General features: G+C 60.8%; 24 protein-coding genes. 17 read left to right on the top strand and 7 right to left on the bottom strand.

Features of this window, described 5'->3' with window-relative positions:
- Positions 1–194: 194 nt before the first annotated feature.
- The 4 genes from Q1B40_RS06915 to Q1B40_RS06900 form a co-directional block, all read right to left on the bottom strand.
- On the bottom strand, positions 195–1,385 hold the full coding sequence (locus Q1B40_RS06915) for an MFS transporter (protein ID WP_299811763.1): 1,191 nt from the start codon (positions 1,383–1,385) through the stop codon (positions 195–197).
- Positions 1,382–2,830, bottom strand: coding sequence for an FAD-dependent oxidoreductase (locus tag Q1B40_RS06910; protein ID WP_299811761.1), 1,449 nt, complete (start codon positions 2,828–2,830; stop codon positions 1,382–1,384). Before Q1B40_RS06910 ends, Q1B40_RS06915 begins: the two co-directional genes overlap by 4 nt.
- A gap of 50 nt (positions 2,831–2,880) precedes the next feature.
- Positions 2,881–3,222, bottom strand: a complete 342-nt coding sequence (locus Q1B40_RS06905; protein WP_299812572.1) for a helix-turn-helix transcriptional regulator — start codon at positions 3,220–3,222, stop codon at positions 2,881–2,883.
- Between the two features lie 169 nt (positions 3,223–3,391).
- On the bottom strand, positions 3,392–4,993 hold the full coding sequence (locus Q1B40_RS06900) for a peptide chain release factor 3 (protein WP_299811759.1): 1,602 nt from the start codon (positions 4,991–4,993) through the stop codon (positions 3,392–3,394).
- 200 nt (positions 4,994–5,193) lie between these two features.
- On the opposite strand from Q1B40_RS06900, the gene Q1B40_RS06895 reads away from it, so the two are divergent.
- Positions 5,194–5,730 carry a DUF2585 domain-containing protein gene (locus Q1B40_RS06895; RefSeq protein ID WP_299812571.1) on the top strand — a complete coding sequence of 179 codons (537 nt, stop codon included), beginning with the start codon at positions 5,194–5,196 and terminating at the stop codon, positions 5,728–5,730.
- Between the two features lie 54 nt (positions 5,731–5,784).
- On the opposite strand, the gene Q1B40_RS06890 is transcribed toward Q1B40_RS06895, so the two are convergent.
- Together Q1B40_RS06890 and Q1B40_RS06885 are read right to left on the bottom strand one after the other, a co-directional pair.
- Positions 5,785–6,459, bottom strand: a complete 675-nt coding sequence (locus Q1B40_RS06890; protein WP_299811757.1) for a GntR family transcriptional regulator — start codon at positions 6,457–6,459, stop codon at positions 5,785–5,787.
- A complete protein-coding gene (locus Q1B40_RS06885) occupies positions 6,452–7,498 on the bottom strand; it encodes a Gfo/Idh/MocA family oxidoreductase (protein WP_299811755.1) in 1,047 nt (348 codons plus the stop codon). The genes Q1B40_RS06890 and Q1B40_RS06885 overlap by 8 nt, the downstream gene beginning before the upstream one ends.
- 186 nt (positions 7,499–7,684) lie before the next feature.
- Here Q1B40_RS06885 and Q1B40_RS06880 point away from each other — a divergent pair, with 186 nt between their 5' ends.
- From Q1B40_RS06880 to Q1B40_RS06855, 6 genes are all read left to right on the top strand, one after another.
- On the top strand, positions 7,685–8,698 hold the full coding sequence (locus Q1B40_RS06880) for a TRAP transporter substrate-binding protein (RefSeq protein WP_299811753.1): 1,014 nt from the start codon (positions 7,685–7,687) through the stop codon (positions 8,696–8,698).
- An 84-nt stretch (positions 8,699–8,782) separates the two neighbouring features.
- On the top strand, positions 8,783–9,313 hold the full coding sequence (locus tag Q1B40_RS06875) for a TRAP transporter small permease (RefSeq protein WP_299811751.1): 531 nt from the start codon (positions 8,783–8,785) through the stop codon (positions 9,311–9,313).
- Positions 9,310–10,593 carry a TRAP transporter large permease gene (locus tag Q1B40_RS06870; protein WP_299811748.1) on the top strand — a complete coding sequence of 428 codons (1,284 nt, stop codon included), beginning with the start codon at positions 9,310–9,312 and terminating at the stop codon, positions 10,591–10,593. The genes Q1B40_RS06875 and Q1B40_RS06870 overlap by 4 nt, the downstream gene beginning before the upstream one ends.
- A gap of 110 nt (positions 10,594–10,703) precedes the next feature.
- Complete coding sequence (locus tag Q1B40_RS06865) at positions 10,704–10,994, top strand: putative quinol monooxygenase (protein WP_299811746.1); 291 nt, start codon at positions 10,704–10,706, stop codon at positions 10,992–10,994.
- On the top strand, positions 10,991–11,788 hold the full coding sequence (locus Q1B40_RS06860; RefSeq protein ID WP_299811744.1) for an N-acyl homoserine lactonase family protein: 798 nt from the start codon (positions 10,991–10,993) through the stop codon (positions 11,786–11,788). Before Q1B40_RS06865 ends, Q1B40_RS06860 begins: the two co-directional genes overlap by 4 nt.
- 94 nt (positions 11,789–11,882) lie before the next feature.
- On the top strand, positions 11,883–12,998 hold the full coding sequence (locus Q1B40_RS06855; RefSeq protein ID WP_299812570.1) for an isocitrate/isopropylmalate family dehydrogenase: 1,116 nt from the start codon (positions 11,883–11,885) through the stop codon (positions 12,996–12,998).
- A 25-nt stretch (positions 12,999–13,023) separates the two neighbouring features.
- On the opposite strand, the gene Q1B40_RS06850 is transcribed toward Q1B40_RS06855, so the two are convergent.
- Positions 13,024–14,058 carry a LacI family DNA-binding transcriptional regulator gene (locus Q1B40_RS06850; RefSeq protein ID WP_299811742.1) on the bottom strand — a complete coding sequence of 345 codons (1,035 nt, stop codon included), beginning with the start codon at positions 14,056–14,058 and terminating at the stop codon, positions 13,024–13,026.
- Positions 14,059–14,260: 202 nt separating this feature from the next.
- On the opposite strand from Q1B40_RS06850, the gene Q1B40_RS06845 reads away from it, so the two are divergent.
- The 10 genes from Q1B40_RS06845 (at position 14,261) to Q1B40_RS06800 (ending at position 25,879) form a co-directional block, all read left to right on the top strand.
- Positions 14,261–15,784: a sugar ABC transporter ATP-binding protein gene (locus tag Q1B40_RS06845; protein WP_299811740.1), complete on the top strand. Its 1,524-nt coding sequence runs from the start codon at positions 14,261–14,263 to the stop codon at positions 15,782–15,784.
- Between the two features lie 2 nt (positions 15,785–15,786).
- Complete coding sequence (locus Q1B40_RS06840) at positions 15,787–16,809, top strand: ABC transporter permease (RefSeq protein ID WP_208986146.1); 1,023 nt, start codon at positions 15,787–15,789, stop codon at positions 16,807–16,809.
- A 103-nt stretch (positions 16,810–16,912) separates the two neighbouring features.
- The gene (locus Q1B40_RS06835) at positions 16,913–17,869 is read left to right on the top strand and encodes a substrate-binding domain-containing protein (RefSeq protein WP_299811734.1); all 957 of its coding nucleotides are present in this window, start codon (positions 16,913–16,915) and stop codon (positions 17,867–17,869) included.
- A 97-nt stretch (positions 17,870–17,966) separates the two neighbouring features.
- On the top strand, positions 17,967–19,022 hold the full coding sequence (locus tag Q1B40_RS06830; protein WP_299811732.1) for a sugar phosphate isomerase/epimerase: 1,056 nt from the start codon (positions 17,967–17,969) through the stop codon (positions 19,020–19,022).
- Between the two features lie 154 nt (positions 19,023–19,176).
- A complete protein-coding gene (locus Q1B40_RS06825; RefSeq protein WP_299811730.1) occupies positions 19,177–20,337 on the top strand; it encodes a Gfo/Idh/MocA family oxidoreductase in 1,161 nt (386 codons plus the stop codon).
- 234 nt (positions 20,338–20,571) lie between these two features.
- Positions 20,572–21,525 (top strand): galactofuranose ABC transporter, galactofuranose-binding protein YtfQ, encoded by a 954-nt coding sequence (ytfQ, locus tag Q1B40_RS06820; protein WP_299811728.1) that lies wholly within the window; start codon positions 20,572–20,574, stop codon positions 21,523–21,525.
- Between the two features lie 79 nt (positions 21,526–21,604).
- Positions 21,605–23,134, top strand: coding sequence for a sugar ABC transporter ATP-binding protein (locus Q1B40_RS06815; RefSeq protein ID WP_299811726.1), 1,530 nt, complete (start codon positions 21,605–21,607; stop codon positions 23,132–23,134).
- Positions 23,134–24,174: an ABC transporter permease gene (locus tag Q1B40_RS06810; protein ID WP_299811724.1), complete on the top strand. Its 1,041-nt coding sequence runs from the start codon at positions 23,134–23,136 to the stop codon at positions 24,172–24,174. Before Q1B40_RS06815 ends, Q1B40_RS06810 begins: the two co-directional genes overlap by 1 nt.
- Positions 24,174–25,163: a galactofuranose ABC transporter, permease protein YjfF gene (gene yjfF, locus Q1B40_RS06805; protein WP_299812569.1), complete on the top strand. Its 990-nt coding sequence runs from the start codon at positions 24,174–24,176 to the stop codon at positions 25,161–25,163. The genes Q1B40_RS06810 and yjfF overlap by 1 nt, the downstream gene beginning before the upstream one ends.
- Positions 25,160–25,879: a FadR/GntR family transcriptional regulator gene (locus tag Q1B40_RS06800; protein WP_299811722.1), complete on the top strand. Its 720-nt coding sequence runs from the start codon at positions 25,160–25,162 to the stop codon at positions 25,877–25,879. Before yjfF ends, Q1B40_RS06800 begins: the two co-directional genes overlap by 4 nt.
- The last annotated feature ends 38 nt before the right edge of the window (positions 25,880–25,917 follow it).

Raw genomic sequence — 25,917 nt, 5'->3', positions numbered from 1 at the left:
CCGCCGGACGCGCTGCCTGTCCGCTTGCGGCTGAACGCAGGGTGATCCGGCACGCTGAAATCAACCGACCGACAGCTCTCGAATCTCTTTCGATTGGAAGGGCTGTCGGCCGGGTTCACGTGCCCGGCGCAGGCTTGTCAGCGCCGCCCTCCTGACGGGCAGGGGCTGACCTTCAGAAATCGAACACGCCCTTCTCATTCGAAAGACATTCGTTGGCGGCTTTTGGTAAAATCCAGCCAGAGAATGGCTGCTGCGAGGCAGGGAACGATTGAAGCAAACGTCAGTGCGAGCAGAGTGCCCTGTGTCCCGAACCGATCGATGAGAACGGATCCGATCAGAGGTGCTACGGCGGCCGCTATCAGCATCGGCATCGCCAGACGTCCCATCATGCGCGGGTAATCCTCCGCCCCGAAGGCGACGAGCGGTAGCGCTCCGCGTGCGATCGACCAGAGCCCGTTGCCTGCGCCATAGGCCAGAAGAGCCACCGCTGCGGGAATGCCCATCAGCAGGCCGGCAAAACCGAAGAAAACGAACGCGGTGGCAGCGATCATCGTCCAGACCGGATGGTGCCGTTCTCTGCCGAGCATCTCCAGAACACGTGCGCCGACTTGCGCCGGGCCGATCAGGGTTCCCAAGCCGACAGCGACAGCAAGTGCATACCCTTGTGCGGTCAAGATCGTGATGAGATGGACGGACCAGATCGAGGCAACCATGGCAAGCACCGTCCCGGCGGCCGCAATACACCAGAACCGCAACCGGAATGTGTTGCCGACGTTGCCGGCACCCGGTTCGGAGGGGAGGTCCCTTACAGGATCGTCTTGCTTGTCCGGCACTGCAAACCAGCACATGGGCGCCGTGATCAACAGGTGAACGAGCGCATAGACCAAGCAGGTAGCCCTCCAGCCGTAGCTTTCGACCAGAAAGGCCGAGATTGGCCAGCAAACGGTGCTGGCGAACCCGCCCCAGAGTGTCAGGACCGTGATTGCCGACCGGGCGTCGCGCCGGTAGAGGCGACCAAGGGTGGAAAAAGCCGCGTCATACAGGCCCGCCGACATGCCCAAGCCGATAAGGCACCAGGCCGCGAAGTAGGTCGGCAAGTTCGTGGCAAAGCCCAGCAAGGCAAGCCCGCAAGCAAGCAAGAGCATGCCCGCGGCCATGACCCGCCGTCCCCCTTCTGCCTGAATCAGACGGCCCACTTTCCTTGCGAACATCCCGGAAACGAGCAGGCCGAGCGAAATCCCTCCCGTGATCGCCGCGGAGCTCCAGCCGGTGTCCCGGGCCATCGGGGCGGCGAGAACAGCCAGCAGGTAGAACGAGCTGCCCCAGGCAAAGATCTCGACAATACCGAGTACGGAAATCGTGCGCGCCCGCTCGTTCCCGATCATGCCGGAACGGGCTCTGCGAGCTGATCGGCCGTGCCACAGCCGCATCCGGCTTGCCCCTCGGCCTTCGCCTGTTCGTCCTTCAGGCAACAGGCATCGTCATTTTTCAGCGGCGCTCCGCCACAACAACCGGTTTCCCCGGCTGGTTCGGTTTCAGCACCACCCCCGCAGCAACTGCCGCTGCTGTCCACCGGATCGCTCTTGCAGACACCGGTTTCCGGCAACTCGAGATGAACTTCACGAGCCGCAAGATGATCACCGGCGAGTTCGGCAACAACCGAGCGCACCTGCTCGTATCCGGTTGTCATGAGGAAGGTCGGGGCCCGCCCGTAGCTTTTGGATCCCACAATATAAAAATCCTTCTCCGGATGCGTGAGTTCGGTGACGCCATGCGGACGCACGGTTCCGCATGAATGCAGGTTCGGATCGATCAACGGCGCCAGCGCAGGCGTTGCCTCCACCGCAGGATCAAGGGACAGGCGCAATTCACTCAAGATAGATAGATCCGGACGGAACCCGGTCGCAACGATTATTCTGTCCACCCCGATTTCGACCGTTTGCTCCCCGTGAAGCGCATCCACGAACATCGTCTCTTCCAAATTGCGGATACGCCGGATCGAAAAGGGAGATTTCAGATCCACGCGCCCCGCGCGTATGGCTTCGACAGCGCGCAAACCCAGCCTGCCTCGGCCCGGCAACTCATCGTTCAGCCCGCCTCCGAGCAGTCTGGAAATGCCGCCTGCCCGGGTTGCCCAGGTTACCCGCGTCTGCGGGGCTTCTTCCTGTAGGTCGACCAGATCGAGCACCGCATTGATAGCCGAGTGTCCCGCTCCGACCACGAGCGTGTGCCTGCCCTCGTAACGCTGCCGCACCTCTCCCTTAACATCGGGAATGCCATAGGCGATGTTGCAGATGTTTTCCGGCTCACCCTCGACGGCAAGACCGTCCACACCTATCGGGTTCGGCTTTATCCAGGTGCCGGATGCGTCGATGACGGCACTCACCAGCTCCCGGTGGCGGCTGCCGTTCCGGTCACGCCAGACAACAACAAAGGGACTTTCCCCCCTCCCTTCGGAAGCAAGTTTCGACCGATCCTTCCTGCTGACCGAAACAACTTCCGCCCTCAGATTCACATGCCGCGCGATGCCGGGGTGGGCTGCCAGCGGAGCCAGATAGTCCCGGATCAGTTCGCCTCCGGTCGGCAGGTGGTCGGCGTCCGGGGCCTGCCAACCGCTGCTTTCCAGCAAGGCGCGTGCCGATGCATCGATGTTGTAGCGCCAGGGAGAAAACACGCGAACGTGGGACCATCTGGAAACCGATGCGCCGGCAATCGCGCCAAGCTCGAATACCATTGGGGTCATGCCCCGTTCGACAAGCCGTGCAGCTGCAGCAAGGCCGACAGGACCTGCGCCGATCACGGCAACAGGAAGTGATTTCCCCTGAGTCATTTCACTCTCCTTCTGTATTTCCGGAATAATGGAAATAAAAGACAAAAAAGTCAGCAGCGGCCCGGTGGTGTCGAAAGATCCTCATGGGTGGATGGGCCGCATCCACCTTCATCCGCGCAGCATTCGTCCGAAAGAAAGCCGATCAGCGCCGACATGGCCGGATACTCCGCGTGACAGATCAGGCTTGTCCCGGACCGCTCCTGCCGCACCAGCCCTGTGTCGATCAACCGCTTGAGATGATGCGACAAGGTTGATCCGGCGATTTCCATGCGCTCCTGAAGACTTCCGACAGTCATTCCGCCACGTCCGGCCCTGACCAGAGTGCGGTAGATCTGCAGTCTCGTCCGATTGCCTAAGGCTTCAAGTTGCCGGGATACTATTTCTATATTCATGGAAATAAATTTGGTCATCCGGACGTTTCTGTCAAGCGCTATTTCGAATTTTGTCGAAATAGCGCTTTATCCAGGTGTCCGGGTGATGGGGGCAGAACGCTCCGCCATGCTATCAATGGCACGGCCCCGGGGAGGGCTTCCCCGCTGCGATCGTTCCGTTTTGCGGCGGTTAAGCCTCGTAGACGATCTCGCGCGTCTCGCGGAATTTCACGTCCGGGAATTTCTCGGTGATATGGCCGATTTCCCAGGCGTTCTTGAACAGGAACACCGGTTTGTCGTCGCGGTCGTTGGCGATCGACATGCGGTGGCCTTCAATCATTTTCTGAAGGGTCTGGTTGTCGGTCTCGATCCAGCGTGCGGTGGTATAGGGCACGGTTTCAAAGCCGATCTCGGTGCCGTATTCGGCGTTCAGCCGGTCGACCACCACATCGAGCTGCAGCGCGCCGACGACGCCGACGATCCAGTTCGACCCCAGATCCGGCTTGAAGATCTGCACGAGGCCTTCCTCGGCCAGGTCCTGCAGGCCCTGACGCATCTGTTTAACGCGCATGGTGTCTGCAAGACGTACCCGGCGCAGGATTTCCGGCGCGAAGGCCGGCAGGCCGGTGACGTGGATATTCTCGCCCTCCGTCAGCGTGTCGCCGACACGAAGCTGGCCGTGGTTGGGCACGCCGATGACATCGCCCGGATAGGCAAGGTCGGCGATCTCGCGCTCCTCGGCAAAGAAGAATATCGGCGCGGTGACCGCGATCTGTTTGCCGGCGCGCACGTGTTTCAGCTTCATGCCCCGCTTGAAGGTGCCCGAGCACAGGCGCAGGAAGGCAATCCGGTCGCGGTGTTTCGGGTCCATGTTGGCCTGGACCTTGAAGACAAAGCCGGTGACCTTGTCCTCGCCCGGCATGATCGTGCGGCCGCCGGTGGCCGGCTGGGAATGCGGCGGCGGTGCGAATTCGGCGATGAAATCGAGCAGTTCCTCGATACCGTAGTCGCGCAGCGCCGAGCCGAAGAAGACCGGCGTCAGGTGGCCTTCCAGGAAGCTTTCCCGGTCGAATTCGGCATAACCTTCCGCACCGAGTTCAACGTTTTCCTCAAGTTCGTTCAGAACCCGGTCGAAGACCGTGCCGGTCAGGATCTCGTCGTCCAGGCCCGAAACGTCCTTTGTCTGGGTGTAGGCCCCTCCCCGCTCGCCGGCGGAGGTGTGGAATTTCTTCTTCTGCCAGTCGTAGACGCCGAAGAAGTCGGAGCCCATGCCGACCGGCCAGGTCTGCGGGCTGACGTCCAGCGCCAGCGCTTCCTGCACCTCGTCGAGGATTTCCAGGGCATGGCGGCCTTCGCGGTCGATCTTGTTGACGAAGGTGATGATCGGGATGTCGCGCAGGCGGCAGACCTCGAACAGCTTGCGGGTCTGGGTCTCGATACCCTTGGCGGCGTCGATCACCATGACAGCGGCATCGACGGCGGTCAGGGTGCGATAGGTGTCCTCGGAAAAGTCCTCGTGGCCCGGCGTGTCGAGCAGATTGTAGATGATGCCGCGGCGCTCGAAGGTCATGACGGAGGAGGACACGGAGATGCCGCGTTCCTGCTCGATCTTCATCCAGTCGGAGCGGGCGCGGCGACGTTCCCCGCGGGCACGCACCTGACCGGCGGCCCGGATCGCGCCGCCCGACAGCAGCAGCTTTTCCGTCAGCGTGGTCTTGCCGGCGTCCGGGTGGGAAATGATCGCGAAGGTGCGCCGGGCTTGATAGGGCGCCGCGCCGTTGAGGCTCGTCATGAAGGTCTCCTGGTCCGCTGATCCTGAAGAGCTGCGCAAACGCGACGGTTGGAACCGGGGCGCACCTTCAATCTTCATGGCCGGACGGATTGATGTATCGTTGGCGCAAGGTCATAGAGAGAATCAGGCGAAATTTCCAGCATAGAATCGCCGGTGCCCCTTTCCGCAGCAAGGAGTCCACCTTGAGCCACCGTAAATGCCTGATCATCGGCCTCGTGATGATCGCCGCAACCGCCGCCATTCTGCTGGCGATGGGGCGGATCCCGATCTGCGACTGCGGCTATGTGCTGTTCTGGACACCGGCCGACGATCTTGCCGGCTCGTCCCAGCACATTGCCGACTGGTACACGTTCTCGCACATCATCCACGGGTTTCTGTTCTATTGGTTCCTGTGGCTGCTGTTCCGGCGCAGCAGCGTGTGCGAACGGGCTCTTGGCGCGATCTTCATAGAAGCCGTCTGGGAGCTCTTCGAAAACAGCCCGTGGATCATCGACCGCTACCGGGAGGCGACGATTGCGGTCGGCTATACCGGCGACAGCGTTCTGAACTCGGTTTTCGACATCCTGTGGATGCTTGCCGGCTTCTTCTTCGCCTGGCGCCTGCCGGTCTGGGTGACGGTTCTGACCGGCGTTGTCTTCGAACTGATTGCCCTGTGGGTGATCCGGGACAATCTCACGCTGAACGTCCTGATGCTGGTCTACCCGATCGAGGCGATCAAGGTCTGGCAGGGCGGATGACCGTGACGCTCCAGGAGCGCAGACCGGTCTTTTGAACGTCCGCGCCCCAGTTGGTCACAGATGGAAGAGCTTGTGCTTCTTCAACAGCTCGATCAGCACTTCGCGTGCGTCCTGCCGGTGGCTTCTGTGGCTTTCGCGGGCCAGCGCCGCGTCGCCCTTGCAGATGGCATCGAAAACCGCCCGGTGATCGGCGTTGGATTTCACCGGCAGAGGCCGGATGTAGAGCGTCATCGCACGGGCTCGGCGGACCTGATTGGACATCATCGAGACAATCGACTGGACGCGCGAGTTTCCACCGAGGCGCACCAGTTCGTCGTGGAAGGCGTTATCGGCGACCGCCCAGGCTTCCCGGTCCTCGCGGACCAGCGCTTCCTCCATGGCCTCGATCGCCTGTTTGAGCGCTCCGAGGTCCTTGTCGGCATATCCCGCCTTCGCAGCTTCTTCTGCCGCCAGGCTCTCGAGTTCGGTCAGGACAGCGTAGATCTCTTCCATGTCCTTGAGCGACAGGGTCGCGATCCGGACGCCCTTGCGCGGGCGTACTTCCAGAAGCCCCTGCTGCGCCAGCATGAGCGTTGCCTCGCGCACGGGAGTGCGGGACATGCCGAGCCGGTCGGCCAGCTCACTCTCCAGGTGATCGGACCCCGCGGCCAGCTCGCCGTCGAAAATCAACTGGCGGATCTGCTCCATCGCCTGCGTGGTGATCGTTTTGGGTTTCTGTGCCTCAAGCACTGTCAAACTCCCGGATTTTCTGTCCCAGCCGATCCGAGTCGTAAATCGCCTGTTCGATCGCGATAACCTTGAGATAGTCGCGTGCCTTGTTCTCCAACGGCTTTCCGTCCAGAAGGCCGTCGATCACATGGTTTATCAGATTCCCGACACAGTCACCGCCAAAGCCTTGCCACTGCCTTGCGGCCAGCAGGACCTTTTCCTGCTGTTCGCCGAAGGCCCGCAGGCGCACCGAACCGTCGCCTGAAAGCGTGATCGTTCCCTGCGTGCCTTCCACCAGAGCTTCCCCGAGGGTCGTGCGGCAGTTCTCCGCCGCGTGGTCCAGCAGACGGTTGCCGTCGAACAGGGCCCGGACCCCACCCGCATAGTCGAAGACAAAATAGCCGGCGTCCTCTCCCTCGATCACGGGGTTCAGCCTGCGCAGATCCGCATAGACCGCCTCAGGTTCCCCGAGCAGGTAGCGGAAGGTGTCGATCCAGTGAACGCCTGTCTCGTGGATCAGAAGCCGCGGCATCTCCTGGAAATAGGGCTGGCGGTCGAGATAGGCGCGCGGCCCCTGCCCGTCCCCGGTCCGGAGCCGGAAGGTGAGCTGCAGCAGATCGCCAAGCAGGTTGCTCTCCAGGGCCTGCCGGATGGTGCGGTACCACGGCTGGAAGCGGAAGTTCTCATGGATGACAAGCGTGACGCCGGAGGCTTCGGCCAGATCCGTGGCTTTCGTGGCTTCCTCCAGTGAGGTGCAGAAGGGCTTCTGGCAGATGATGGCCTTCACGCCCCCGGCAATCGCCCGCTCAATTGCGTCAAAATGGGTTGGCGGCGGGGTGATGATGTCCAGCAGGTCGGGCTTCGCCGTTTCCAGCATGGTGTCCAGGTCGCCGAAAGCTGCCAGGCCGGTGGCTTCGGCCTTCTCCTGATCCCTGTCACAGGCACCAACGAGATGGGCGCGCGTGACCCGGCGCCAGGCTTCGTAATGAAACTGCGCGAAATAACCGGCCCCCAGACAGGCAACCCGCATGGCTTTCGAGCCTTCGTTCATGGACTTCATCCTCCCAGTCCTCCTGCCAACGCCCCTGCCACTCGTACGGGCAGCCTGTTCGAGACAGCAATTGCGTTGCTGGATTTTTGATAGTCGACATTACCGTCGTTGACAAGGGATTGGTTTGCGTATACGTAATTCAATGTTTAAATCAATACGGCCTTTTTTCCGAAGCCGCCGTGGGAGGAGATTGATATGTTAGACGAGAGAACCCTGAGCCGCCTGGCCTTGAGCACCGCCATCCTGGTGGCCGGCATGAGCAGCGCATGGGCCGTGGAAACCCTTCGTTTCAGCCATACGGACAATCCGGGCGGATCGCGCCAGGCCGCAGCTGAACTTTTTGCGGAAAAGGTCGCGGAATATACGGACGGGCGCTATGAAGTGCAGGTCTTCCCGTCAGGCCAGATCGCCAACGACCCGAAAGCCATCGAACTGCTGCAGCTCGGCGGCATCGATTTCACCGTATCGGCAACAGGCAGCTACGCGACCCATCTGCCGAGCCTCAACCTGACTGCCATGCCCTTCCTGGTCGACACCTATGAGCAGGGCTGGGAACTCTATGACAATTCGGACTGGCTGCAGGGCGAATTCGCCAAGCTGCCGGAAAAGGGCTTCCGGGTCCTGTCGACGTGGGAAGCCGGTTTCCGCAGTTTCACGACCAACGAACCGCTGAATTCTCCGGAAGACGCCAAATCCATGAAAATGCGCGTTTTCCCGAATGACATGATCCGCTGGTCCATGGACGCAATCGGCTTTCAGACCGTCGTCATGCCGATCACCGAGGTCTATCTTTCCATCCAGCAGGGCATCGTGAACGGCCAGGAAAACCCGGTCGACACGATCAAGTCGCTGCGGTTTTACGAAGTCGCGCCCTACATCACCCTGACGCGTCACGTTTACAGCCCCCTGCCCCTGACGGTGGCCGAGAAAACCTGGCAGTCGTTTTCCGATGAAGACAGGGAAGCCGTGATGAAGGCCGCGGTCGAATCCGCTGCGTTCAGCCGCAACCTGGTCAAGAGTTCGGTGGAAAGCCAGCTCGCCGAAATGCAGGAAGACGGCGCGACGGTGAGCGTGCCCGAAATCGGTCCGTTCCGCGATGCGGTGCAATCGGTCTATGGCAAGGCCAAGGACGTTTACGGCGCAGAAGCCGTCGACGAGATCCTGGCCGATGCCGCAGCCATCCGCGAAAAGCTGCCGGCCAAGAACTGATCAGTGACTTGAGTTAAATCCGGCCGGAACCCGGGCACTTTTTGCTGCGGTTCCGGCCCTATCCTCAAAATTATGAGAAGTCCCTTGGATTACCGTGATCATTATCCGGCCGCTTTGCGCTGGCTCAGTCACCTGGTCGACACCTGCCTGGTGCTCGGTGGTTTTTCGATTGTCGCCCTGGTCTTCTGCAACGCGTCTCTGCGGGGCTTTGCCGGGTTCGATCTGGCCTGGTCCCTGGAGGTCACCAGCTTCCTGCTGCTGTGGAGCACCTTTATCGGCTGCGCCGGAGCGGTGGCGCGCGGCGCACACATGCGCGTAACGGAAATTGTCGAGAAACTCTTCCCGCGCACGGCCCAGCGCTTGCTGTCCATCGCAATCGACCTGATCATCGTCGTGCTGCTGATCAGCCTGATCTTCACCGGCTACAACATCTCGGCCCATACCTGGGCGCAGAAGACGACGGTGCTCTACTGGCCGGTCGGTCTCCTGTACGCCTCCATGCCGGTCGGCATGGGCCTCAGCCTGATTTTCCATCTCTTCAACATGGTGTTCGACATGAGGAACCCGGTGGTTCCGCATGCAATCCACACCGACGGCGGCGAGACACTGACATGATCCTGCTTTTCGTTGTTGCGGTCTTCCTGACCACCATCTTTCTCGGTGTCCCCCTGGTCTGGGCGATCCTGATCACCGCCGTTCTGCCGATCCTGGTCTTCGATCTCGGCTATCCGCTGCAGGCGCTGTATCTGAATTTCATCGGCGGGGTCGAACCCAACCACTTCCTGGCGATCCCGCTGTTTATCGTTGCCGGCGAAATGATGAGCCGCGGCGGTGTCGGCCTGCGCATCATCGGTTTTGCCCGCGCGGCCTTCGGTTTCATGGCCGGCGGGCTCGGCATGGTCGTCGTCGGCGCCTCGATGATCTTCGGCGGCATATCCGGATCGGCAATCGCCGACTCGGCCGCCATCGGCTCGGTGATGATCAAGAACATGTCCCGCGAGGGCTACAATACGGCCTTCGCCGCCGGGCTTGTTGCCGCCGCCGGAACGATCGGCATCATCATCCCGCCGTCCATTCCCATGCTGATCTACGGGTTTGTCGGCAACGTCTCCGTCGCGGACCTGTTCCTGGGCGGCATGGTTCCCGGGCTTCTCTTCGGAGCCTTGTTCATGGCGGTCTGCTACTATGTCGGCAAGACTACCAAATGCGACCCGGGCGGCCGCAGGACGAGCATGAAGGAACTGACATCCTCCTTTATCGGCACGGCTCCTGCCCTCTTCATGCCGGTCCTGATCCTCGGCGGCATTTTCACCGGCTGGGTCACCCCGACGGAATCCGCCGCGCTGGCGGTCGTCTACGGTCTGTTCGTCACGACCGTCATCTATGGGGATTTTCATCTCAGGGACCTGCCGCGCCTCTTGGTCGATTCCTTCATCACCAGCGCGGTTGTCATGGTGGTGATCGGTGCGACGACCGTGCTCGGCTGGCTGATCACCCTGGAACAGATGCCGCAAATTCTCGTCGGCTTCGTCCAGGACTATTCGTCCGGTCCCTGGATGTTCCTGCTGATGGTCAACATCGTGCTTCTGGTTCTCGGTCTTGTTCTCGACCCGGTGCCGGCCATTCTCCTGACCGCTCCCCTGTTCCTGCCGACGGCCCAGGTTTTCGGTGTCGACCCGGTCCATCTCGGGGTGATCATGACCTGCAATGTCGCCGTCGGCCTGTTCACGCCGCCGGTTGGCGCGACGCTCTATGTCGCCTCGCGGATTTCCGGTGTCGGCGTCCTGTCCATCGCGCGCAAGATGGCGCCTCTTTATGTCGCCGCCATCGTCGCCCTGCTTGCGGTGACTTACATCCCCGCCGTTTCGATGGGTATGGTGCATCTGTTCCGCTAGATCATAGCCCCTCCGGCCGGCAGAGGCCGGAGGTTCGCAAGCAATTGAATTCAAAGTGTCAATGTCACCTGCAGCCGACAAGCGCGGAAGACACCCAGGGAGAGGAAAGAATGTTCGCAGTCACCGTAGTGTTCGAGATCCACGATGGCCAATTCGAGACCTTCATGCCTCTCATGATTGCCAACGCACAGGCATCTCTGAAGCAGGAGCCCGGATGCAGCCGGTTCGACGTATGCACCGATCCGGAAAGACCCGGCGAGGTCTTTCTCTACGAGCTTTATGACGATGAGGCCGCCTTCAAGGCCCATCTTGATACCCCGCATTTCAAGGAATTCGACAAGACCGGCGGCCCCATGATCGCAGGCAAGACCCTGCGCACCTACGCACAGGTGGCTTCATGACGCCCTGGGAAGTCTTCGCGGTCAAATACGCCGACAGGAACGCCCGGACGCGCAAGGACAGTTTTCTGTTCGACGACAATCACGACCAGCCGCACGAGATGAACTATTTCATCTGGGTGCTGCGCCGGGACGACGAAATCCTGATGGTCGACACAGGCTACGACCGGGAAGAAGGCGACCGGCGCGGCCGGCCCGTGCGGATGGAACCGGCCGAAGCGCTGGCGCCGCTGGGAATCGCGCCCGAAGATGTCTCGACCGTCATCGTCACCCACCTGCATTACGACCACGCGGGCGGGCTCAGGCACTTCCCCAATGCGACCATCCATCTGCAGGCCGCCGAAATGGCCTATGCCACCGGCCCCTGCATGTGCCACGGCACCCTACAGGCGCCGTTTACGGCGGATCATGTCTGCGAGGCGGTGCAGCGGCTTTATTCCGGCAAGCTGGTCTTTCACGAGGGCGAAGGCGAAGTCCGCGAAGGCGTGACGGTGCATTGCATCGGCGGCCACAGCAGAGGCCTTCAGGCGGTGCGTGTTCTCACGGATGCGGGCTGGATGTGCCTGGCCTCCGATGCTGCGCACTATTACGAGAACTTCCTGGAAGCCAAGCCTTTTCCGATTGTCGTCGATCTTCAGGAGATGCTGGAGGGCTTCAGCACGATCCGCAGGCTGGCAAGTTCCGACAAGCTTGTCATTCCGGGCCATGACCCGCTTGTGCGCAGGTTTTTCCCGGCAGAGGGAGCAGACCACATCATTCGCCTCGACCGCGGCCCCCTGAAGGAGCCCGGCACATGAAATTCGGCATCACCGCCGCCTCTTGCCTCAACCGGCATCAGTTGACGCGATCCTTGAATATTTTGACGTTGAATGGACTTAAGGAATGGCACTCATGAAAATTGCCCTGATCAAAGGCGACGGCATCGGCGTCGATGTGGCGGAGGCAACTATCGCCGTCGTCGAGGCAGCTCTTCAGAGCGCCGGTGAACCCCTGCCCGTTTACGACGCGATCCATGCGGGTGCAGGATACTTCAAGGAAACCGGTTTGGATATCGAGCCGGACGGGGAAGAGCGGGCGGAAGCCGCCGATGCGATCTTTCTCGGCGCCATCGGACTGCCGTCGATCCGGCACCAGAACGGCACGGAGATCTCACCGCATCTGCGCCTGCGCGACCGCTTCGGGCTTTATGCAGGCGTGCGTCCGGTCAAGGCCTACCCGAACGCGCCACAAAAACTTGCCGACCCAAGGGCGGCGGGCATCGACCTGATCATTCTGAGGGAATCGACCGAAGGCCTGTTCTATTCAGCCGCCGTCCATGACCGCAGCCTGGTTGTCACGGACGACGAGGTGCAGGATGTCCTGCGGATCACCCGCAAGACAACGACCAAGCTGCACAACTTTGCTTTCAACCTTGCGCGCAAGCGCCGGGAACGAGGGAAATCCGGCACCCTGACCTGTGTCGACAAGGCCAATGTCTTCAACTCGATGGCCTTCTTCCGAAAGATATTCGACGAAGTGAAGCAGACCTATCCGGATGTTCCGGTCGGCTATAATTACGTCGATGCGCAAGCGCTCGATCTGGTACGCAAACCCTGGGATTTCGATGTCCTTGTGACGGAAAACATGTTCGGCGACATCCTTTCCGATCTGGCGGGCGGGCTCGTCGGCGGTATGGGCATGGCGGCCTGTGCGGAGATCGGCGACACGACCGGCCTCTTTCAGCCCGCCCATGGCAGCGCACCCGACATCATGGGCCAGGACAAGGCCAATCCGCTGGCGGCGATCCTCAGCGGTGCGCTGATGCTGGACTATCTGGCTGAAAAATTCGACCGGCCGGGGCTTGCCGATGCGGCGGATCTCGTCAACGGCGCCGTGGAGAAAGGTTTTGCGGCAAACCTCCTGCGGCCGATGGAATTTGGCGGAGACATGGGAACGAAAGCGGTCACCAACCAGTTGCTGTCCCTCGTCGCCGATCAGACGTCCACGCGCAGATCGGCCAGCGCCTGAGGAACAGACGGAGCTTACCGGAAGACTACTGCGATTTGCGCGAAACGCCGGAGCAGCTCTCGCGCACGATGAGGTCGCCGTGCAGCAGCAGCGTTTGCGTGGAAAGAGACCGGTTCGCCAGACGGTCGAGAAGGATGTTCATCGCCTTTTCGCCGATGTGATGGCGGGGCTGGCGGATGGTGGTGAGGCCGGGTGTGAAGTTGTTGGCAAAGGGAATGTCGTCAAAGCCGAGCACCGAAAAGTCCTCCGGCACCCGATACCCACGCAGTTGCAGGGCGGAGATCACCCCGATGGCGGTGTTGTCGTTGAAACAGAAAAAGGCAGTCGGCAGGTCGTCCTTGATGAAGAGCCGTTCGACCGCCGCGCGGCCGCTCTCGCTGGAGCCGTCACCCTCGACTCTCCAGTCGCGCAGCCGTTCCGGCGATTCCCCGAGGCCCTTGCGGTAACCGGCATGACGCAGGTCGCTGCGGATGTCCGCCGGTCCGCCAGATATGTAGGTGATCTTTCTGTGACCGAGGGAAATCAGGTATTCGGTCGCGACCTTGGAGGCAGCGACATCGTCGACGCCGACATAACTGATCTCCGCATTGGCGACAGGCCGTTCCGTCGCCACGATGGGCGGCAGGGTCGCCAGCGGTGCCTGCGGCTCACCGGCCACGGGAATGTGCCCGGTCAGCAGCACCAGGCCGTCGGCCATACCGGTCGACAGGAAGCGCAGGTAGTTCTGCTCCAGACCCGTCGTTCCCTCTGTATTGCCGATCAGGACACCGTAGCCCCTGTCGTTGGCGGCTTTTTCAAGCCCTGTCAGGATACCGGCAAAGTTCGGATCGGCAATCGAGGACGCCAGCACCAGAACCATCTGCGAGCGCTGCATGCGCAGGTTCTGCGCCATGGCATTGGCAGTGTAGCCGGTGCGGGCAATTGCGGCGGTGACTTTCTTGCGGGTGCTTTCGGCAACCTTTTCCGGCGAACGCAAGGCCCGGCTGACTGTGGCGATGGACACGCCCGCAAGCTTTGCAACATCTTCAATTGTCGCCGGACGGTCTGCCGGTTCACCCATAATCCACCCTCGCCCATGCTGCGGTGCGGGCGTCATTTAAGTGCATGATTTTCAACACTGTCTAAGCTGTATACCGCCTAATGTGTTTCATGAAAAGGTTTACATTCGTCAATGTAAAGGTTTACACGCCTTATGAAAACGTTTACATTTTGACTGTGGCGCCATTGTGGAAGAGGGCAACGGCGCTTGGGAGGAAACATGCATGCACGCTGAAACGTCCGCTCCGGCGGCGATCATCGAAGCTGTAAACATCAGCAAATCTTTCGGGCCGGTTCCCGTGCTGTTCAGTGTCAGCATGGATGTACGTCCCGGTGAGGTCCATGCGCTGATCGGAGAAAACGGCGCCGGCAAATCCACCCTGATGAAAATTCTTTCCGGGTTTCACGACCCGACCTCCGGCCAGATCCGGCTTGACGGCAAACCGGCCGCCCTCCCCCCGAACGGCGCGGCGGAGAAACTCGGCGTGGTGCTGATCCACCAGGAACTCAATCTTGCCGAACAGCTGACCGTGGAGGAAAATGTCTTTCTCGGCCGGGAGTTGAAGAAAAACGGTTTTCTGGACCGGGCTGCCATGCGGGCAGCCGTCCAGAAACACCTGGATGAAATCGGCCTCGACATTCTTCCGACGGACCGGATTTCCAGCCTGACGATTGCCCAGAAGCAGATGGTCGAAATCGTCAAGGCCGTGAGCCGCAACGCCCGGATCCTGATCATGGACGAGCCGACCGCGGTTCTGACCGAAGAAGAGACCCTGGTGTTCTACCGGCAGGTGGAAAAGCTGAAAAACAGTGGCGTCGGCATCGTCTTCGTGTCGCACAAGCTCAACGAGGTGAAGGCGATTGCCGACCGGGTGACTATCCTGCGCGATGGCCAGTGGATCGACACCCGCTCCTCGCAGGACCTGACGCCGGACATGATGGCGCAGATGATGGTCGGGCGGGAACTCTCCGATCTCTATCCGCCCATGCAGGAGGCCGATGTCGATGCGGAAGTCGTGCTGGCGGTCGATCGTCTTTGCACCGCCGATGTCGACAACGTCAGCTTCAGCCTGCGCAAGGGCGAAATTCTCGGATTTTCCGGCCTGATCGGCGCCGGCAGAACCGCCGTATTCGAGGCCATCTGCGGCCTCGCTCCCATGGAGAGCGGCACAATCAGACTTTTCGGCCGCGACGTTGGCCCCATGACGGTTGCGGAAGCGAGAAACGCAGGTCTTGCGTATCTCACCAAGGACAGGAAAGAAAAAGGACTGCTGCTCAACAAGAAGATGCAGCCGAACCTGACCCTGTTCGCATTGCCGAAGTTCGTGAAGAATTTCACGATAGACCGGAAGGCGGAAGAAGACGCGCTACAGCGCGCGATCCGCCGTTTCGACGTGCGCACCCTCGATCCGGAAATCACGGTCGGCAAGCTCTCCGGCGGCAACCAGCAAAAACTTCTGCTTGCCAAGATCATGGAGTGCGATCCGAAAATCGTCATTATCGACGAGCCGACCCGCGGCATCGACGTGGGCACCAAGCAACAGATCTATCATTTCATCGCCGCGCTTGCCGCCGAAGGCGTTTCCGTTGTCGTGATCTCCTCGGAGATGCCGGAGATCATCGGCATCTGCCACCGGGTCATCGTGATGCGCGAAGGCCATATCACCGGTGTGCTGACGGGCGATCACATCAACGAAAACGAAATCATGCGCTATGCCGCAGGGCTGAAGCGAGAGGAACTCCATTGACCATGACGCGTGCATCCGAGGGCATGGCCGGCAAGAGCCCCAGACGGGTCTCCATCGATCTGAAGACGCTCGGTCCGGCGATTGCATTGCTGCTGCTGTGCATCATCGGGTTTCTGCTGAACCCGGCCTTCATCAGCGAGGGCAACCTCACCAATCTTCTGACCCGCTCTGCCTTCATCGGCATCATCGCCGTCGGCGCGACTTTCGTGATCACCGCGGGCGGTATCGATCTTTCGGTCGGCTCGATGGCAGCCGCCATCGCCGGCGTCATGATCATCGTCATGGACAATGCGGTGGAAACGCTCGGCAGCGGTGTTCCCACCGTGCTGCTGGGCTGCGGCGTTGCCATCATCCTTGGCATCGGCGCAGGCTGGGTCAACGGCGCACTGACGACGAAGGGCAAGATCGAGGCCTTCATCGTCACCCTGGGAACCATGGGGATCTACCGCTCGCTGGTGACTTACTTCGCCGATGGCGGCACGCTTTCGCTGAACTTCGAGGTGCGCGGCACGTACCGGCCCGTCTATTACGACAGTTTTCTCGGCCTCCCCTTCCCTGTCTGGGTGTTTATCGCGGTCGCTATCTGCGGCTGGCTGCTGCTCAACAGGACGGCGTTCGGACGCTATTGCACGGCGATCGGTTCGAACGAGGCGGTGGCGAAATACTCGGCCATCAATGTCGACCGGGTCAAAACGCTCACCTACATCATCCAGGGACTGTGCGTCTCGTTCGCCACGATCATCTATGTTCCACGCCTCGGCTCCGCATCCGCCTCGACCGGCGTGCTCTGGGAACTGGAGGCGATTGCCGCGGTCATCATCGGCGGCACCGTGCTCAAGGGCGGTTACGGACGGATCGGCGGCACCATACTCGGCGCCCTGATCCTGACGACCATCGGCAACATTTTGAACTTCACCGATATGATCTCAAATTACCTGAATGGCACCATGCAGGGTCTGATCATTATCGTTGCGGTTTTTTTACAGCGCAGCGACTGGAAGCTCGGCAAGAGCAAAAAGTCGTAACACGCAACCCATAGAGATCGGGACCCGTCCCCAAATTCAAGAAGAACGGTTCGCACCGGACGGGAGAGGTGCGTCCAGATCACCAGTATTGGAGGAGGAAACAATGCTCATGAGGAAAACTTTAGGCATGATGGCCGTGACCGGGGCACTGGCATTTGCCGGATCCGCGGTCGCACAGGACACCATCAAGATCGGCGTCAGCTATCCGACCCCGACCCATGCGTGGGCGGCCGGCATGAACTGGCACGCGGAGCAGGCTGAAAAGCGTCTGGAAGAGCTTTATCCGGATGTGGACCTGATCCTGGTCAATTCACCGGATCCGGGTGCGCAGGCCAGCGCGCTGGAAGATCTTGTCTCGGTCCATCAGATCGACGCGCTGGTTGTGCTGCCGTTCGAATCCGAGCCGCTCACCGACCCGGTGCTCAACGTCAAGAAATCCGGTGCCTGGATCACCGTGGTGGACCGCGGCCTCAGCCAGCCGGGCATCGAGGACCTTTATGTCGCCGGCAACAATCCGGAACTGGGACGGGTCTCCGCCCAGTACATGAAGACCCGTCTGAAGGATGGCGACAACATCGTTATCCTGCGCGGCATTCCGACCGTGATCGACAATGAACGTTTCGACGCGTTCATGGAAGAGATCGAAGGGGCCGGCATCAATGTGCTCGACCACAAGCATGCCAACTGGAACCGCGACGACGGCTTCGAAGTCATGCAGGATTTCCTGTCCCGTTTCCCGGACATCGACGCGGTCTGGGCACAGGATGACGACATCGCCATCGGCGTGGTCGCTGCCCTGAAACAGGCAGGCCGTGACGGTGACGGCATGTTTGTCGTCGGCGGTGCCGGCATGAAGGAAACCATCAAGAGCATCATGGACGGCGACACGTTGATCCCGGTCGATGTTCTCTACCCGCCCGCGATGATCGCCACCGCGATGGATGCAACCGTCGCGGCCTTCAAGTCGAACGGACCGGTCGCGGGCCGCTACATCCTCGGCGCGACGTTGATCACGCCCGAGAACGCAGCAAACTATTACTTCCCGGATTCGCCGTTCTAAGGCACCGGAGAGTAACGGGCCGGGACCTTTCGCGATGGGGTTCCGGCTCTTTTTCCCGAATTTCCCGATTTCCAATTCCCATCTCCAGGAGGCAATCATGAAGACGATAAAAGGCCCTGCGTTGTTTCTTGCCCAGTTTGCAGGGGACGACGCGCCGTTCAATTCCTGGAACTCGATCACAAGATGGGCCGCGGACTGTGGCTACATCGGCGTCCAGATTCCCAGCTGGGACGGCCGGCTGATCGACCTGGAAAAAGCCGCCAGTTCCAAGACCTATTGCGACGAACTGGTTGGAACCGCCCGCGACAACGGCATCGAGATCACCGAGCTGTCCACCCATCTTCAGGGCCAGCTGGTCGCGGTTCATCCGGCGTATGACACGGCTTTCGACGGCTTCGCTGTTCCGGAAGTCCGCGGCAATCCGTCGGCGCGGCAGGCCTGGGCGGTGGATCAGGTGAAACTTGCTCTTGCGGCGAGCCGAAATCTCGGCATTTCAGCGCACGCCACCTTTTCCGGCGCACTCGCCTGGCCATACATCTACCCTTGGCCGCAACGTCCCGCCGGGCTTGTCGAGACGGCATTCGACGAGCTCGCCCGGCGCTGGCGGCCGATCCTCGACTATGCGGACGAAATGGGTGTCGATGTCTGCTATGAAATTCACCCGGGCGAAGACCTGCACGACGGCATCACCTTCGAGATGTTTCTTGAGCGTGTGAACGGGCACGGCCGCTGCAAGATGCTCTACGATCCCTCCCATTACGTGCTGCAGTGTCTGGATTATCTGGACAACATCGACATCTACAGCGAGCGGATCGGCATGTTCCACGTCAAGGACGCGGAGTTCAATCCGACCGGGCGCCAGGGTGTCTATGGCGGGTACCAGCCCTGGGTGGAGCGCGCCGGACGGTTCCGCTCACTCGGGGACGGACAGGTCGATTTCGGCGCCGTTTTCTCGAAGATGGCTGCCATAGATTTCGACGGCTGGGCTGTCGTAGAATGGGAATGCTGCCTGAAACATCCGGAGGACGGAGCCCGCGAAGGGGCGCAGTTCGTCCGCGACCACATCATCCGCGTAACCGAAAAAGCCTTTGATGATTTTGCCGGTGGCGGTACTGATGAGGCAGCCAACCGCAAGATGCTCGGCATCGGTTAAATGCTGAAGTCGAGTTGCTGCAAGCAAGTCACTCGAGAACCTCATCTCCGGAAAGACCACCAGGTCCGTCCCGAGGGATGCGGGCAGCATGAAGACACAAGAACGGCTGAATAACCCGGCGCTATAGCCGGGAAGACGAAACAGGAGGAGCAATATGGCGATTGAAGGCAAGGATAACCCGCAGACCCGCCCGATCCGGCTGGGCATGGTCGGCGGTGGCAAGGACGCCTTTATCGGCGCGGTTCACCGGATCGCCTCCCGCATCGACGGGCGGTATGAACTGGTCGCGGGAGCACTGTCCTCGACCCCGGAGAAGGCGCAGGAGTCCGGACGGGTGCTCGGCCTGAAGGAAGACCGGATTTACGATTGCTTCCTCGACATGGCAAAGCGCGAGGCCCGGTTGAAAGACGGTATCGAGGCGGTCGCCATCGTCACACCCAACCACATGCATTATCCGGTGGCGAAGGAATTCCTGAAGCGCGGGATCCATGTGATCTGCGACAAGCCGCTAACCTCGACGTTGCCCGATGCCAAGAAGCTCGCCAAGGCGGCGAAAAGCTCCGATGCCCTTTTCTTCCTGACCCACAATTACACCGGCTATCCGATGGTCCGCCAGGCTCGGGAACTGGTCAACAATGGCGATCTCGGCACCCTGCGCGTTGTGCAGGTCGAATATGCCCAGGATTGGCTGTCGACCGACGTGCACAACAAGCAGGCCGACTGGCGCACGGATCCGGCCCGCTCCGGGATTGGCGGATCGACAGGCGACATCGGCACGCATGCCTTCAATCTGGCCTGCTTCATCACCGGGCTTACCGCCGAAAGCCTTGCGGCCGATCTGCAGTCCTTCGTGCCGGGCCGCAAGGTCGACGACAACGCGCACGTCATGCTGCGGTTCGACGGCGGCGCGCGGGGCATGTTGTGGTGTTCGCAGGTGGCCCCCGGCAACGAGAACAGTCTCAAGATCCGGGTCTATGGCGACAAGGGCGGGCTGGAATGGCACCAGGAGGATCCGAACTATCTGCAGTTCACCCCTCTCGGCGAACCGCAGAGACTGCTCACCCGCGGCGGGGCCGGCATGTCCGCCTCGCTGGCCCCGACCACCCGTGTTCCGCCGGGCCATCCGGAAGGCTATCTGGAAGGCTTCGCCAATCTCTACACTGAAGCAGCCGACGCCATCCGGGCGCATCAGGACGGCAAGTCCACCGCCACGCTGGTGCCCGGCATTGACGACGGTCTGGCGGGCGAGCAGTTCATCGACGCCTGCGTCCGCTCTTCGACCAGAAACGCCGCATGGGTGAAACTGAACGGCTAGATTGCCTGTCATTCCACAGACAGCCCGGGCATCCCTTGCCCGGGCTTTTTTGTGTCCGGAACGGGTCGCCTGCCCGGAACGTCACTGTTCCCCGATGGCAAACTTCACATATTTCACGTTACTTATCTGATGGTTAGGCTATTTCTCTCACGCGAACAAACCGTCTCGCTTTACAAAAGTAATAAAGTATTACTTAATGACCTTGTGAGGAAAATTTACCTTGTGGAGGAGACTATGAAATTAAAGGCAATGCTCATTGCCGGGGCGATGTCGTTCGTCCCGATGACCGCCATGGCGGCCGACCTGACCATCGGTTTTTCGCAGATCGGATCTGAATCAGGCTGGCGTGCCGCCGAGACAACCGTGACCAAGCAGGAAGCGGAAAAGCGGGGCATCAATCTGAAATTCGCCGATGCCCAGCAGAAACAGGAAAACCAGATCAAGGCCATCCGGTCCTTCGTCGCCCAGGGCGTCGATGCCATCCTGCTCGCCCCTGTCGTCGCGACCGGCTGGGACGATGTTCTGGAAGAAGCCAGGGACGCCGAAATTCCGGTGGTCCTGCTCGACCGGACGATCGACGCGCCCGATGATCTTTACATGACTGCCGTCACCTCCGACCTCGTCCACGAGGGACGGGTTGCCGGACAATGGCTTGTCGACGAGACGGCCGGCGCCAAATGCGACATCGTCGAATTGCAGGGAACCACCGGTTCTTCACCGGCGATTGACAGAAAGAAAGGCTTCGAAGAAGCCATCGCCGGTCATGACAACCTGAACATCGTCCGCAGTCAGACAGGCGACTTTACCCGCAGCCAGGGCAAGGTCGTGATGGAGAGCTTCCTGAAAGCTGTCGGCGGCGAAAACATCTGTGCACTCTACGCCCATAACGACGACATGGCTGTCGGAGCGATCCAGGCCGTCAAGGAAGCCGGACTGAAGCCGGGCGAGGACATCAAGATCGTGTCCATCGACAGCGTTCCGGATATTCATCTGGCGATGTCGAAAGGCGAGGCGAATGCCACGATCGAGCTGACCCCGAACATGGCCGGTCCCGCACTGGATGCGCTCGAAGCCTATCTCGCGGACGGCACAACCCCGCCGAAGTGGATCCAGACCGAGTCCAAACTCTACACTCTCGAAGATGATAACATGGCCATCTACGAGATGAAGAAAGACCTTGGATACTGATATGATCCCGTGCCGGGCGGCTTTACCGCCCGGCACATGATAAGTCTTCAAGAAAGTAAATTCGGGGGGATGCCACTCGATGGCGCGAGCGACCGGCCCTGTGCTTGAGTGCAAGGGCATTTCCAAGTTTTTTCCCGGGGCGATTGCCCTGGATGCGGTAGACCTGACCCTGTACCCGGGAGAGGTTCATGCGCTGCTCGGTGAGAACGGCGCCGGCAAGTCTACCCTGATCAAGTGCCTGACCGGAGCCTATCGGCGCGACGCCGGAACGATCGTGCTGGACAACCGCGAGATCTCTCCGCACAGCACCCAGGAAAGCCAGAAGCTCGGCATCGGCACAGTCTATCAGGAAGTCAATCTGCTGCCGAACCTGAGCGTTGCCGAAAACCTGTTTCTTGGCCGGCAACCCATGAAACACGGCCTGATATCACAGCGTAGGATGCTTGCCATGGCCAGCGATCTGCTGGCGGAATTCGGTCTTGCCATCAATCCCGCCGAGCCGCTTTCGGCCTATTCCGTCGCGGTTCAGCAGGTCATTGCCATTGCCCGCGCCGTCGAGCTGTCGGGCAAGGTGCTTATTCTCGATGAGCCGACCGCAAGTCTCGACAGGGACGAGGTGGACCTGGTCTTTTCGGTGATCGAAAAGCTGAAGGCCCGCGGCCTCGCCATTGTTTTCATTACCCATTTTCTCGATCAGGTGTTCGAAATCTCGGACCGTGCCACCATTCTCAGGAACGGCCGCATCATCGGAACAAAGCGGCTTGCGGACACGACCCAGACCGAGATCATCACGCTCATGCTCGGCCGTCAGCTGGAGGCGCGCATCCAGGATCGCGCCCCGACAGAGGCCGGCGACGTTCTGGTTGAACTGCGCAACTACGGCCGGCGCGGGGTTATCGAACCTTTCGGCCTGACGGTGCGCAAGGGCGAAGTTGTCGGTCTGGCCGGACTGCTGGGCTCGGGCCGGACGGAAACCGCGAACCTGATTTTCGGCGCCATCCAGGCCGATCAGGGCGAGGCCCTACTGGAAGGCCGCAAGATCAGCCTGAAGAATCCCCGGGAGGCGGTGGCACACCGGTTTGCCCTGTGTCCCGAAGACCGCAAGAACGACGGCATTGTCGGTGATCTCTCGGTGCGCGAAAACATCATTCTGGCGCTTCAGGCGCGGCAGGGCTGGTTCCGCCCGTTGCCCAGGGCCAAGATCAACGAACTGGCGGAGGCCTATGTCAAGGCTCTCGATATTCGTCTCGCCAGTCTCGACATGCCTATCCGGCTGCTGTCGGGCGGTAACCAGCAGAAGGCGCTTCTGGCCCGCTGGCTGGCGACAAACCCTGCTTTCCTGATCCTGGACGAACCGACACGCGGCATCGATGTCGGCGCGCATGCGGAAATCATCGCCCTGATCGAGCGCCTGCGCGAAGATGGCCTTGCCCTGCTCGTGGCGTCCTCTGAAATGGAGGAGCTGGTTGCCTATTCGACGCGGGTGATCGTGTTGCGGGACCGGCGCCAGATGCGCGAATTGAAAGGCGACGAGATCACCACCGCCAACATTGTCTCGGCGATTGCCGACGAACCCATGACCAACGAACCTATGGAAGGGGTGGTCTGATGAAGCATCACATCAACACCACCCTGAGGCGCATCGCGCCGCAGCTGGTCATTCTAGCCGGCGTTCTTCTGCTGAATTTCCTGGTCTTTCCGGACTTTTTCCGGATCGAGTTCCAGCACGGCCGCCTTTTCGGCAACCTGATCGACGTGCTCAACCGCGGCGCGCCCACTGCCCTCCTGTGCATCGGAATGACCCTCGTCATCGCGACCAAAGGCATCGACCTCTCGGTGGGTGCAGCCATGGCGATTGCCGGGGCGGTGGCGGCAGCGCTGGTCGTGGACGGTCACAGCTGGCAGGTGGCGCTGCTCGGCGCGCTGTGCGCCGGTGCCGTGTGCGGCGCATGGAACGGCGTTCTGGTTGCCGTGCTGCGCATCCAGCCGATCGTCGCGACCCTGGTATTGATGGTGGCCGGGCGCGGCATTGCCCAGCTCGTCACCGAAGGCACGATCCTGACCTTCCTCAATCCAGGCCTGATCCATCTGGGCGCTGGCACCGTCGCGGGTATCCCGACCCCCATTCTCATCTGGCTCGGCCTCGGCCTGGCCGTGACGGCCATCGTCCGCAAGACCGCGCTCGGCATGTTGATCGAGGCAATCGGCATCAATGAAAGCTCGTCGCGTCTGGCAGGCATCAACAGCCGGGTGCTGATCATTTCGGTCTATCTGATTTCCGGTTTCTGCGCAGCGCTGGCCGGCGTGATCGTCGCAGCGGACATCAAGGGCGCGGATGCCAACAATGCCGGGCTCTGGCTGGAGCTCGACGCCATTCTGGCGGTGGTGATCGGCGGCAATTCCCTGCTGGGCGGCCGGTTTTCCATCATCGCTTCGCTGCTCGGAGCCCTGATCATCCAGTCGGTCAATTCGGTCATCCTGCTGTCGGGCATGCCGCCGGAATTGAACCTTGTCATCAAGGCGCTGATTATCATCGCAATTCTGGTGATCCAGTCGCCGACCGTCAAACACGCGCTCTATATCCTGCGTGCCTCGGCGGACCCAATTCCCCCCGGATCCATCAAGGAAGCGAAAGAAAGTCCGCAATGATCCGTTCCACGCATCTTCCGCTGCTGATCACCATCGCCACCTTCCTGCTGGCCTACACCCTGTGTGCCTGGCAATACCCGTCAATGCTGTCGACCCGGGTTCTGGCGAACCTCCTGACGGACAACGCCTTCCTCGGCATCGCAGCCGTCGGGATGACATTCGTCATCCTGTCGGGCGGCATCGACCTCTCGATCGGGTCTGTCATTGCCTTTACCGGCGTCTTTCTCGCGGTGATCCTGCGCGACACCTCGATCCACCCTCTGCTCGCCTTCGCGCTCATTCTTGCGATCACGATCTCGTTCGGCGCATCCATGGGGGCCATGATCCATTATCTGGAAATGCCGCCCTTCATCGTCACGCTTGCAGGTATGTTTCTGGCGCGCGGGGCAGCTTACGTCCTGTCGACCGACAGCGTTCCCATCACCCATGAATTCTACGACACGCTGCAGTCGCTTTACTGGAAGGCTCCGGGCGGCGGGCGTTTCCGGTTGACCGGCATGATCATGCTGCTGACCTTTGCGGCCGGGATCATCGCCGCGCATCGCACCCGCTTCGGTCAGAATGTCTACGCCCTGGGCGGCGGGCTTCAGACCGCCCGGCTGATGGGCGTTCCGCTGGCGAAAACCACCATCGGGATCTACGCCACTTCCGGCGGACTTGCCGGGCTGGCGGGGATCGTCTTTTCGCTCTACACCTCCGCCGGCTACTCTCTCGCCACCGTCGGCGTCGAGCTCGATGCCATCGCCGCGGTGGTGATCGGCGGCACCCTGCTGACCGGTGGCACCGGTTTCGTCGCAGGTACATTCTTTGGCATTTTGATCATGGGGTTGATACAAACCTTTATCGTGTTCGACGGAACACTGTCGAGTTGGTGGACCAAAATCGTGATTGGCGGTCTGCTCTTTGGCTTCATCCTGCTTCAGAAGGGTCTCACTTGGGCAACGACACTGCGCAGAAAACCAGCGCCAGAGTTCGCCGCGCAATCATGACATTCGTCGCCACCGGCGGATTGGGAAGTCAGACCGGCAATCACACCGATCAGGTTGTAGAACAGATCGGCAGGGCCATCGTTGCCGGCGAGTATCCCCCGGAAACGATGATCCCGCTCGACCCGGATATTTCGGAAATGTTCTCCGTGTCGCGCACCGTCGTACGCGAGGCAAAGAAAACCCTCATTGCCAAGGGCCTGATCCAGTCCAAGGCCAAGGTGGGCACCCATGTGCGCCCGGCTTCGGAATGGAACATGTTCGATCCGGACGTGCTGCGCTGGCACGCTGCGCTCAAGAACCAGCGTCCGTTCCTGGAAGATCTCTTCGAGATCCGGCTGATTTTCGAACCCGCCGCCGCGAGCCAGGCGGCCAGACGCGTATCCGATGCGGAATGCGTCGCCCTGTCGAAGCTTTGCGACAATCTCGCAACCGGCAAGGACCGGGCCGCCGTTGCGGTCGCGGACCTGGAGTTCCACAAGCTGATCCTGAAACTGTCCGGCAACCGCTTCCTGCAATCTCTGGGAGATCTCGTGCAGGCCGCGCTCTATTCGCTGTTCATTGCCGAAGCCAACGAGCGCAACGATCAGGAAACCTACGAATTCGTCGAACGCCACAGGGCCATCGTCACCGCGATCAAGGCGGGCGATGCGAAGGGCGCTTATGACGCGATGGAAGCTGTCATTCTGGCCGGACGGAAGATCGAATTGAACGTTTAAGTCCGTTCCGTCATTCGGCAGGAAAGACCGTCCGCTCC

The organism is uncultured Roseibium sp., from assembly GCF_947496995.1.
Taxonomy (GTDB): domain Bacteria; phylum Pseudomonadota; class Alphaproteobacteria; order Rhizobiales; family Stappiaceae; genus Roseibium.
Note: the sequence above shows the minus strand (reverse complement) of the source record. Positions and strands in the feature narration are given on the sequence as shown.